At 43.6% G+C, this 544-nt stretch carries 1 protein-coding gene; it reads right to left on the bottom strand.

Annotated elements, in window-relative coordinates; all coding sequences use genetic code 11:
* Positions 1–295 precede the first annotated feature (295 nt).
* The coding region (locus tag PGQ33_RS16715; protein ID WP_270206124.1) for a hypothetical protein at positions 296–544 on the bottom strand (249 nt) is incomplete at its 5' end.

Below are 544 nucleotides of genomic sequence, written 5' to 3' on the forward strand. Positions count from 1 at the left end.
CCTTCATTTGCCTGATAGACCTGTGCTTTCTTGGAATGCTGCTTTGCTTCCTTTTTCTTTCTTGCTTCTTCATAAGAAAACTTTTTGGCTTTTTCTTTCTGTTTCTGATGGCGGAAATTGACTCCATCCGTATCCATCTGGTTCAATTTCTCCATATCTTTGTCATTTTTCACAGAAGCACCAGTTTCCTCATAAGCAAACTTCAAACGTTGTTTTTGTTTTGGCTTTTTGCTGCCACCTGTCTGATTTCTCCGGCTGTCTCCTCTGTTTTCTGATAGATCAGCACGTTTTTCTTTCAGTCTCCCTGACTGTCCGGCTTCGACTGTCCAAAATCCTCACTTTGCTTCTCTGTCCGTATCAGTTCCGGTGCATCTCTGGATTTTTGCACAGAGGGTCGAATATTTTTCCCACTCCGTTCAGACTGGCGGGGAGACTTATCCACAAGGTTTTCTTCTTTTTCCCCCTGTTTTCTTCCCATCTGCACATCACCGACACGGTTACTGACACGAACAGAAGATTTATCTGTCAGGTTTTCTTCCACCAG

This window comes from Coprococcus sp. AM100_B19A, from assembly GCF_027662015.1.
GTDB lineage: Bacteria > Bacillota > Clostridia > Lachnospirales > Lachnospiraceae > Allocoprococcus > Allocoprococcus comes.